The organism is Megasphaera sp. AF13-6AC (genome assembly GCF_027685385.1).
GTDB classification, from domain to species: Bacteria; Bacillota; Negativicutes; order Veillonellales; family Megasphaeraceae; genus Megasphaera; species Megasphaera micronuciformis.
In genome coordinates, this window is record NZ_JAQCUN010000004.1 from 17,559 (window position 1) to 28,138 (window position 10,580).

General features: G+C 45.0%; 10 protein-coding genes, 1 pseudogene and 1 riboswitch. All 11 genes and pseudogenes read left to right on the forward strand.

Annotated elements, in window-relative coordinates:
• The first annotated feature begins 139 nt into the window (after positions 1-139).
• Positions 140-1,024 carry a YicC/YloC family endoribonuclease gene (locus tag PGX78_RS00610; RefSeq protein WP_270444747.1) on the forward strand — a complete coding sequence of 295 codons (885 nt, stop codon included), beginning with the start codon at positions 140-142 and terminating at the stop codon, positions 1,022-1,024.
• 11 nt (positions 1,025-1,035) lie between these two features.
• Entirely contained in the window at positions 1,036-1,335 is a 300-nt protein-coding gene (locus tag PGX78_RS00615; RefSeq protein WP_270444750.1) for a DUF370 domain-containing protein, read from the forward strand.
• Positions 1,325-1,945 (forward strand): guanylate kinase, encoded by a 621-nt coding sequence (gene gmk, locus PGX78_RS00620; protein ID WP_270444753.1) that lies wholly within the window; start codon positions 1,325-1,327, stop codon positions 1,943-1,945. Before PGX78_RS00615 ends, gmk begins: the two co-directional genes overlap by 11 nt.
• Before the next feature lie 12 nt (positions 1,946-1,957).
• The gene (gene rpoZ / locus PGX78_RS00625; RefSeq protein WP_006942554.1) at positions 1,958-2,167 is read left to right on the forward strand and encodes a DNA-directed RNA polymerase subunit omega; all 210 of its coding nucleotides are present in this window, start codon (positions 1,958-1,960) and stop codon (positions 2,165-2,167) included.
• A gap of 17 nt (positions 2,168-2,184) precedes the next feature.
• A complete protein-coding gene (coaBC, locus tag PGX78_RS00630) occupies positions 2,185-3,393 on the forward strand; it encodes a bifunctional phosphopantothenoylcysteine decarboxylase/phosphopantothenate--cysteine ligase CoaBC (RefSeq protein ID WP_006942553.1) in 1,209 nt (402 codons plus the stop codon).
• Positions 3,394-3,521: 128 nt separating this feature from the next.
• A riboswitch (SAM riboswitch) is annotated at positions 3,522-3,624 on the forward strand.
• A 57-nt stretch (positions 3,625-3,681) separates the two neighbouring features.
• Complete coding sequence (gene metK, locus PGX78_RS00635; protein WP_270444760.1) at positions 3,682-4,881, forward strand: methionine adenosyltransferase; 1,200 nt, start codon at positions 3,682-3,684, stop codon at positions 4,879-4,881.
• A 53-nt stretch (positions 4,882-4,934) separates the two neighbouring features.
• On the forward strand, positions 4,935-7,316 hold the full coding sequence (priA, locus tag PGX78_RS00640) for a primosomal protein N' (RefSeq protein WP_270444762.1): 2,382 nt from the start codon (positions 4,935-4,937) through the stop codon (positions 7,314-7,316).
• 106 nt (positions 7,317-7,422) lie between these two features.
• The gene (def, locus tag PGX78_RS00645; RefSeq protein WP_040774039.1) at positions 7,423-7,887 is read left to right on the forward strand and encodes a peptide deformylase; all 465 of its coding nucleotides are present in this window, start codon (positions 7,423-7,425) and stop codon (positions 7,885-7,887) included.
• A complete protein-coding gene (gene fmt, locus PGX78_RS00650; RefSeq protein WP_270444766.1) occupies positions 7,887-8,822 on the forward strand; it encodes a methionyl-tRNA formyltransferase in 936 nt (311 codons plus the stop codon). Before def ends, fmt begins: the two co-directional genes overlap by 1 nt.
• Before the next feature lie 17 nt (positions 8,823-8,839).
• Complete coding sequence (rsmB, locus tag PGX78_RS00655; protein ID WP_270444769.1) at positions 8,840-10,165, forward strand: 16S rRNA (cytosine(967)-C(5))-methyltransferase RsmB; 1,326 nt, start codon at positions 8,840-8,842, stop codon at positions 10,163-10,165.
• Positions 10,165-10,580 (forward strand): annotated as a pseudogene (locus PGX78_RS00660) (23S rRNA (adenine(2503)-C(2))-methyltransferase RlmN); the annotation flags it as partial. The gene rsmB and the pseudogene PGX78_RS00660, both read left to right, overlap by 1 nt.

Sequence of the window (10,580 nt, forward strand, 5' to 3'; positions counted from 1 at the left end):
CCGTCTTTCTTAGCTATTATAGGCGATGCAACAGATTTCGTACAGGCAAGTTCTCATTTTTTCTATCTTATTGACAGTCGGGAGTGACGGGATTAGGATACATGTATACATATACGGCATTATTGAAGGAGGTTTACATATGCGCAGTATGACAGGATTCGGGAGCGGCACGTATAGTGATGAAAAGTTTAGTATTACTGTGGAAATAAAAGCCGTAAATCAACGATTTGCGGAGTTTAATATTCGCATTCCCAGAACGTATGCGGCTCTTGAAGAACGAGTGCGACGCCAATTAAAGGATGTTATACATCGCGGTAAAACGGATGTTTTTGTAACTGTAACAGAATTATCTAAAGAGACTCCCGCCATTCGTATCGATTTTGCGGCTTTAGAAGCGGGGAAACAGGCGTTAACGGAGGTTAAGAACCGTATTTTTTCGGAAGGAGAAGCTACTTTTGCAGAAACGTCGGCTCTTATGAGCGATTGGTTCGTAACGGAGGAACAACCGACCGATACGGAAGTCGTATGGCCTAAAATACAAGCGGCTGCTGCCAAGGCCCTGACGGCCTTAACGATTATGCGCGAACGAGAAGGGAAAAATATAGAACTGGATTTGTCGGAACGCGCCGCCAAGGCGGAAGAATACATCAATTTTATCGACAATCACCGCGCAGATCTCAGTGAAGCTTACGGGCAACGATTGCATAAAAGGATTGCCAAACTATTGGAAGAAACGGGGACAAATGTGGATGAATCACGTATTCTTCAGGAGATTGCCGTCTTTGCCGATAAATCCGACGTAACGGAAGAAGTTGTACGTTTTAAGAGCCATGTGTTACAATTAAAAAAGTTATTGACAGAAACGACCGATGTAGGCCGTTCTCTTGATTTTCTTCTTCAGGAAATGAATAGAGAGACCAATACAATCGGCTCCAAAATACAGGATTTGACGATAACCGATGCGGTTCTTCGCTTAAAAAACGAACTGGAAAAGATTCGTGAACAAATTCAAAATATTGAATGACAGGTGAACATATGAAGACGGAATTTCTGAATATCGGTTTCGGCAACATGGTTTCAGCCGGCAAAATCGTAGCTCTTATAAGCCCCGAATCGGCGCCTGTGAAACGGATGATTCAAGATGCCCGGGATGAACACGTATTGGTGGATGCTACTTGCGGCCGAAAGACGCGATCTGTTTTGGTAATGGAGCGGGGGCAAATCGTTTTGTCGGCTTTGCAGACTGAAACGATTGCCCATAGAATGGGTGCTTTTCGCGGAAATGAACTATCGTTACAGGAAGAAGAAAATGGGGGTGACGTCCATGAAGACTAAGGGTATGTTACTGGTCGTGTCCGGACCGTCCGGAGCCGGAAAAGGCACTATTTGTGACGCCTTGAGGTGCCACTTTCCCCATATGGACTATTCCGTATCCATGACCACGCGCGCTCCGAGAGAAGGAGAAAAAGACGGCGTCAATTATTTTTTTACGGATAATGACAGTTTTGAAAAGCTATTGGAAAAAGACGCCTTTTTAGAATATGCCAAGGTCTATGACCATTATTACGGAACGCCTAAAGACTATGTATTTAATCGCATGGATGAAGGACACCATGTCATGTTGGAAATAGATATTCAGGGAGCTATGCAGATTAAAAAGGTCTATCCCGATGCCGTGTGTATCTATATAGTTCCACCCAGTCTGGAAATTTTATCGCGGCGGCTGCACAATCGCCGAACCGATTCGGATGAAGTGATACAAAAGCGCCTCGATAAAGCACGTACCGAACTGGACTGGATTGATAAGTACGATTATTTAATTGTTAACGATGACCTGGAGACTGCCGTCAGCAAGGCGAAAGCCGTCATTACGGCAGAAGCGTGTCGTTCACGACGAAATAGCGGGATTATAGAAAATTTAAAAAAAATGTATACGTTACAATAGGAGAGTGTAATTATGTTAATTCAACCGACGCTGGAATCATTAATGAAAAAAGTGGACAGTAAATATACACTGGTTACCTTAGCGGCAAAAAGAGCCAGAGAGTTGACGGACGGTGATGCTCCGTTTGTAGATGTAAATACAAATAAGGTTGTTTCCGTGGCTATGGAAGAAATTAATGAAGGCAAAATTAAATATGAAACACCTCAAGCAGGTATAAAATAAAGCGAGGGTGACTTCTCATGTCTTTGCGAGACAAGCATGTCCTACTTATCATAAGCGGCGGCATAGCTGCTTATAAGACGGCTATTATTGCCAGTACGTTACGCAAGCAGGGTGCTCAGGTTAAATGCGTTATGACAAAGCATGCGACGGAATTTATTACGCCTTTAACGTTGCGTGAGATTTCGGGCAATCCCGTAGCCGTTTCTATGTTCGCCGACGTACCGGAGTTTCATGTAGAGCATATCGCCTTGGCCGAATGGGCTCACGTAGTCCTTGTAGCACCGGCAACAGCCAATATTATCGGTAAAGCGGCCAACGGTGTTGCCGACGATATGGCGACAACCGTATTAATGGCTACGACGGCACCTGTAATGGTCTGTCCCGCCATGAACACGAATATGTGGAACAACAAAATCGTTCAAAGGAATGTACAAATCCTGAAAGATTGCGGTTATACGATTATGCAGCCCGATTCGGGAGTGTTAGCGTGCGGGACTGTCGGTGCCGGCCGTTTGCCCGCTCCGGAACGTATTATAGAAGCGCTTGAATATGTAGCAGATGAACGAAAAGAGTTGTGCGGGCAAAAGGTCATCGTCACTGCCGGCGGTACGCGCGAAGCCCTGGACCCGGTGCGTTATATAGGAAATCATTCCAGCGGGCGCATGGGATTCGCCATTGCCAGGGCGGCAGCCAAATGCGGTGCCGACGTAACTTTGGTAGCGGCTCCTACAGACCTTGTGACCCCCTTTAAGGTCAATCGTGTCGATGTCATGACGACAGGAGAGATGAAAGAGGCCGTAGATCGCTTATATGATGATGCGAATATTGTTATTAAGGCTGCCGCCGTCGCTGACTACAGGCCGGCAGTGCGGGCACAGCAGAAAATTAAAAAGAACGATGACAAATTAACGCTGAATCTTGTTAAAAATGACGACATTCTTTTTTCCTTGGGACAACGTAAGGGAAATCGTATACTTGTAGGTTTTGCCGCAGAAACGACGGATGTTATCAAATACGGCAAGGGCAAGGTGGCTAAAAAGAATCTGGATATGCTCGTAGCTAACGATATAACGGCGGAAGGTGCAGGCTTTAAGGGTACTACCAATATAGGTGCCTTTATTTACCCCGACGGGACGGTAGAAGAACAGCCGCTGATGAGCAAGGATGAATTGGCTGAAAGAATCATAGATCGAGTCATTGACATATACAACAAAAAGAATCTGTAGAGAAGAAGCGGAATTTCGAGTGAAAAGCTCGAAATTTCGCCTTTTTTCAAATGTTGTAAAAATTTATATTTACCCTTGCAATTTTTTGTGACCTACTTTATAATTGTTATCAGTCAAAACAACATATAGTTCCATCAAGAGTCGGCGGAGGGAATGGCCCTGTGATGCCGCAGCAACCTTCTACTTGGAAAAGGTGCTAAGTCCAACAGCCGTAAGGCCGAAAGATGGGTAGTTATCCCCTCTTTTGTAGAGGGATTTTTTTATTTATGAAACAGGAGGTTTATACGAATGGCAAAAAACCGCGAATTTTTTACATCCGAATCGGTAACGGAAGGCCATCCCGATAAAATGGCTGACCAAATTTCCGACGGTATTTTGGACGCCATCTTAGCTCAAGATACAAATGCCCGCGTGGCTTGCGAAACCTTGGTAACAACCGGGTTAGTCCATGTTGTAGGGGAAATATCGACAAGTTGTTATGTTGATATTCCTAAAATTATTCGAGAAACGGTGCGCGACATCGGTTATACTCGTGCTAAATACGGTTTCGACTGCGATACTTGCGGTGTTTTAGTATCTTTAGACGAACAATCATCCGATATTGCCATGGGTGTTGATGAAGCTAAAGAAGCCAAAGATGCAAAAGGCGGTGACAAAGACGAATTCGACGCTATCGGCGCCGGTGATCAGGGTCTCATGTTCGGGTATGCTACGAATGAAACGGAAGAATACATGCCGTTACCTATTTCCTTGGCACACAGACTGTCTCGCCAATTGACGAAGGTTCGCAAAGACGGTACACTTACCTATTTGCGTCCCGACGGCAAAACACAGGTTACGGTCGAATATGATGACGGTAAACCCGTACATGTGGATACCATTGTTATTTCCGCACAACACAGTCCGGAAGTAACCCGTGAGCAAATTGAAAAAGACTTGATTGAATTTGTCATTAAACCCGTCTTGGCTGACGGATTATTTGATGAAAATACGAAACTCTTTATCAATCCGACCGGTCGCTTTGTTATCGGCGGTCCCCAAGGGGATGCCGGTTTAACGGGACGTAAAATCATTGTCGATACATACGGCGGCATGGCACGTCACGGCGGCGGTGCTTTCTCCGGTAAGGATCCCACGAAGGTAGACCGTTCCGCTGCTTATGCGGCTCGTTACGTTGCCAAGAATATCGTCGCTGCCGGCTTGGCTGATAAATGTGAACTCCAGTTGGCCTATGCCATCGGTGTAGCACATCCCGTCTCTATTCGCGTAGAAACTTTCGGTACCGGAAAGTGCGATCACGATAAGGTAGTTGAACTGATTCGCAAACACTTCGATTTGCGTCCTGCCGGCATTATTAAGATGCTCGATTTGCAACGTCCTATATACAAACAAACGGCTGCATACGGTCACTTCGGCCGCAACGATCTCGATTTACCGTGGGAAAAAACGGATAAAGCCGAAATCCTTCGCAAAGAAGCCGGTTTATAAGTTCTTACATTCGGGGGGGACCGTTTCAGGTCTCCCCCTTTTCAGGAGCCTGTATGATTGCTCATGTCATCATTAATATAACAGCCAAAGGGCTGCAAAAAACTTTTACATACTTAGTTCCGGATAGTTTGAAAGAGCGTATTGTTATCGGAGCTCGTGTTCTGGTCCCCTTCGGCACTCGAAGGGAAGAGGGTATCGTAGTTTCTACAGAAGATGAACTCACACAAATTCCAGAATTTAAACTAAAGCCCATTCAGGCTGTTTTATCTGTTCAACCAGGAAAACAGGATGAAATTATGGCGACCGCCTTATGGATCAGTCAATATTATGTCTGCAACCTGGCTGATGCACTACGTCTTTTTTTCATTGAAAAACACGGTATAGCCTATGATTACGAAGTGAAACTTCGTGCCGAAGCGGATATTCCTGCGGCGTTAACGGAAGCGGAACGACAAGTTTTATCCTCCGTATCGGATCGGAAGGAGCATAGAGAAAGGGACCTGTTGTGCCGAGTGGATCCGCAAGCCTTGGATTCCTTGGTAAATAAGGGGATTTTATTGAGGTCTGAACGAGTTTTAAATAAGATAGGGCCTAAGACAAAAAAATGGTTGCGATTCATAAAAACGGACGTTGACAAAATATTGGCTCGTAAAAAACAACAGGCCCGATTATTGTCTTTTTTGGAAGAGAAAAAGGAAGCATCCTTTGATACTTTAATGGAAGCCGGTTACGGAAGAGTCGTAATCAATCATTTAAGCGAGACGGATTTTGTCGAAGTCTTTTACAGAGAAAAAGAGACGGTTTACCTGCCTACTGCCGCCGAAAAAGATGAAAAATGGACCTTAACGGCAGAGCAGGAAGCCGCCGTGCAGGCTGTAGAAACCGATGCGACAAGCCGGACTTGGGTCATGCGCGGCGTTACGGGTAGCGGTAAAACGGAAGTGTACATGCGGCTTGCCGAAAAAATAATTCGCAAGGGCAAGCAGGTTCTTCTTCTGGTCCCCGAAATAGCCTTAACCGGACAAATTGTGCGTCGCTTTACGGCACGTTTTGCCAACGAGGTGACGGTTATGCATAGTCAATTGTCCAAGGGCGAACGGGAAAACAATCGCCGCCGTATGGCAACGGGTGAGAGTGCCGTTTGTATCGGAGCTCGCTCTGCCGTATTTACTCCCTTTGCCGATTTGGGATTGGTCATAATCGATGAAGAACACGACAGTTCGTATAAGCAAGATGAGACCCCTCGTTATCATGCCGTAGAAGTGGCAAGAAAACGTGCTTCTTATTACAAAGCTCCGGTTATATTGGGCAGTGCTACCCCGTCTGTAAATGATTATGAAAAAGCCCTTAAGGGAGAATACGGTTTAATCGAACTGAAGCATCGCGTCCTCAATCGTCCTTTACCGGAAGTAGAAGTTGTCGATATGCGCCAAGAATTGGAAATGCAAAATTACGGCGTTCTTTCGGAAAAATTGAAAGACTTGTTAAAAGCTACGTTGGCGACAAAGCGACAGGCTATTGTCTTGTTAAATCGAAGAGGATTTTCCACCTTCGTCATGTGTCGAAAATGCGGTTATGTCGTTAAATGTAAAACCTGCGATGTACCGATGGTATACCATAAGCAGTCGGAACACCTGCGGTGTCACTATTGTGAGGCTGTAGCGGATATTCCCGAACGCTGTCCTCAGTGCGGCAGTAAATATATCAAGTTTTTCGGTGCCGGCACGGAACGGGTAGAAGCGGAGATTCGAGAGCTCTTTCCGCAGGCACGTGTCGTACGACTGGATCAGGACACGACGGTTCGTAAAAACAGCGGTGACACCATTATCGAAGCCTTTAGACGGCATGAATACGATATTTTATTGGGGACTCAAATGGTCGCTAAGGGCCATGATTTTCCCGACGTAGCAGCTGTCGGCATTTTGGCGGCCGACAGTTTACTGAACTTACCGGCCTATTGGGCAGGCGAGCGAACGTTCCAACTCTTGACGCAAGCAGCCGGACGCGCAGGCAGAGACCGTACTCCGGGTAAAGTAGTCATGCAAACTTACGCCCCCGATCACTATGTAATAAAGCACAGCAAGAATCAGGACTATGAGGGATTCTTTAAAGAAGAAATCGAATTTCGACGGGAATTGGCATATCCCCCCTTCGGTAAATTGGTGAAGATTACCATTATTGATGAAGATGAAAAGGATTTATGGCGTCGAGGCAATGATCTGTATGAACGACTGAATCTGTATGCAAAATCGGAAGGTGCGGGCGACTTGGAAATCATCGGTCCTTATGTAGATATTATTAAGAAAATACGCAATAAATTCCGTATTGTTATCTTAATACGAGCTCTCAATCCTGCCCCCGTTAAAGCCTTTATACACAAGGATAAGGCTTTTTGGAAGCGCGGTGTTTTAATTGATGCGGATCCAAATTTTTAAACCTCGCCGCTGTACGCTCCTACTGGTATTGTCCCCTTAAATGGGATATAATAAGGGAACATCCATGCAATCAATAGAATGGAACAGAAATAAGGAGTTTGCTTGTATGTCAGCATTACGAATAGTAAAAGACGGAGCTCCCGTTTTAAAGAAAACGGCAGCTCCTGTTAAAACGATAACCAAACGCGTTAAACGTCTTCTTGATGATATGGCGGAAACCATGTATTCAGCCGAAGGCGTCGGTTTGGCTGCGCCTCAAGTCAACGAGTCCCTGCAAATCGTGGTTCTTGATGACGGCAACGGATTGATTGAGTTAATCAATCCGGAAATTTTGGACGTGTCGGAAGAAACGGAATACGGCCCGGAAGGTTGTCTCAGTGTACCGGGTATATACGGAGATGTATCCAGATATACCAAAATAAAAGTACAGGCGAAAAATCGCTTCGGCAAGACTGTCATATATGAACCTGAGGGTTTTTTAGCTCGTATATTTCAACATGAAATGGACCATTTAAAAGGGCATTTGTTTACGGAAAAAGCTGTTAATTTACGGAAAGTGGATGAGTCATAATGAAGATTTTATTCATGGGAACCCCCGATTTTTCCGTACCGTCACTGGAAGCCGTCGTTGCCGCCGGTCACGAGGTGGTTGCAGTCGTAACGCAACCGGATAAGCAGCGCGGCCGCGGTAAAACCGTTTCTTTTTCGCCTGTAAAGGAGAAGGCCTTGGAGTTGGGTTTACCTGTATTGCAGCCCGAATCGGTACGAGATGAATCGGTCATTAAGACACTTACGGACTTGCAAGCCCAGATTATTGTCGTTATTGCCTACGGCAAAATTTTACCTTCTCAAATATTGACAGCCGCCCCGTACGGTTGCATTAACATTCATGCGTCGCTCTTACCTAAATACAGAGGAGCGGCGCCTATTCAGTATGCCGTTTTAAACGGCGATGAATATTCGGGTATATCAATTATGAAGCTTGATGAAGGTATGGATACGGGCGATGTGTTGCTTCAGGAAAAAATCCGTTTGGCATCTGACGAAACAACGGGTTCTCTCTTCGAAAAGCTATCCCTCCTCGGCAAGGATGCGTTATTAAAAGTATTGGCCGATCCTGATTCTTATGAAAAAAATGCCGTACGCCAAAACCATAAGGCGGCTACGTATACACAAAAAATAGATAAGTCCATGGCTCGTATTAATTGGCAAGAAGACGCCATAGTTATTGAAAGGACTGTACGTACGTTGGAACCCTCGCCGGGTGCCTACACGTTTTGGGATAAGAAGCGCCTGAAAATACATGTAGCCCATGCCGTACAAGCTTCTACGGATAACGCGCCGGGAACGGTAATCTCCGTAAGTAAGTCGGACTTTACGGTGCAAACAGGGGCAGGGGCTTTGAAGGTGACCTCTGTACAGCCGGAAAGCCGCAAAACTATGACGTCCGCTCAATTCTTACAGAGTCATGACTTACAGGTCGGTGCTGTCTTAGGCATAGAATAAAAAGATCGGAGATATATATGAATGTACGCGAAGCGGCATTTCATTCGCTCATAGCCGTTTGCAAAGACGGTGCTTACAGCAATATTGTCGTGTCGAAAATAATTCAAAAAGAAAAATTTACGGATCGGGACAGACGTTTTTATACGGAACTCGTATACGGAACCTTGCGTTCGTTAAACTATGTCGATTATATTATCGGCATTTTATCAAGTCGCAAAAAAAACTCCCTTGATCCGGTATGCCTGGCCGTATTACGGATGGGGCTTTATCAATTGTTTTTTATGGATAAAGTACCTCCGTCGGCAGCTTGTAATGAAGCCGTAAAATTGGCTCGTCGTTTCGGCAATGAAGGGATGGCCAAGTTTGTCAACGCTCTGTTACGTAACAGCTTGCGTCAAAAAGAACGGTTGGCAATCCCTACTTTTGACGAGAATCCGGTTCTTCACTTATCCCTGACTTGGCACCAGCAGTCATGGCTTATAGAGAAATGGATAACAGAGTTCGGACAGGATCATACCGTGACTTTATGCCGCTATTTCGATACGGTTCCTGAACTTTGTATACGTGCCAATACGGAGCGAATCGACCGAGAAGGACTTATGAAGCTGTTATCGGAAAAGGGAATTCCCTGTAGACCGGCCGAGCATGCTCCGGACGGTATTTATGCCGAAAAAAATCCGGGAATTCATAAATTAACGGAAATTGCCGACGGTCTCGGATTGATTCAAGACGAACCGTCACAATTAGTAGCAGCTATAGCGGATCCGCAAGAAAAAACTGTCATTTTCGATGTTTGTGCCGCACCGGGAGGCAAGACAACCCATCTGGCCACCTTGGGGACTAAGAGCTCAACGGTCTATGCATTTGATATTTATGAGCATAAGTTAAAATTAATTGAAGATAATGTAAACCGCTTAGGGCTTAAAAATGTGAGAACCAGTTTGCAAGACGGAACCTCGGTAGGAGAGATATATCCGGAAAAGGCGGATTGTGTCCTCGTCGATGCGCCTTGTTCGGGCCTCGGTATCTTACGGCATAAACCGGACTTGCGTTGGCGTAAAACGGCCGAGGACTTAACCGTTTTTCCGCCATTGCAAAAAAAAATTTTGGAAAGTGCCGCTAAGTGCGTTAAACCGGGCGGTACGCTTGTATATAGTACATGCACGATGAATAGGGCTGAAAATGAAGATATTGTAAATGCATTCAGAATCAGTCACAAGGACTTTGAGGTCGTACCGGTAGGAAATGCATTCGGTTTTTCAAAAGACAGTGATTATTTGAGTATATTACCACAAGATGACGGATTGGACGGATTTTTTATTGCAAAGTTGAGACGAAAATAATGAACGATATTTTTTCGATAACTAAAGGGCAATTACAAGATATTTTGGTAGAAGCCGGTATAAAAAAATTTCGCGCCGACCAAATATTTCATTATATTTATAAAGAAAATATCTGGTCATGGGATGAAATGGTACTTTTACCGAAAAAGGATCGGGAGATACTGAAAGGATTATTGCCTATTTACATCCCCGAAGTAGCGGATCGACAAGTGTCGGAAGATAAAGAAACCGTAAAATTGTTGTTACGTCTTCAGGACGGACAGACTGTAGAAACGGTTTTAATGAAACATGATTACGGCAACTCCGTTTGTCTTTCGTCACAAGTCGGTTGTGCCGTGAACTGCGCTTTTTGTGCCTCGGCAAAAAACGGTTTCGTGCGTAATTTGACTATCGGTGAAATGACGGCTCAACTCAT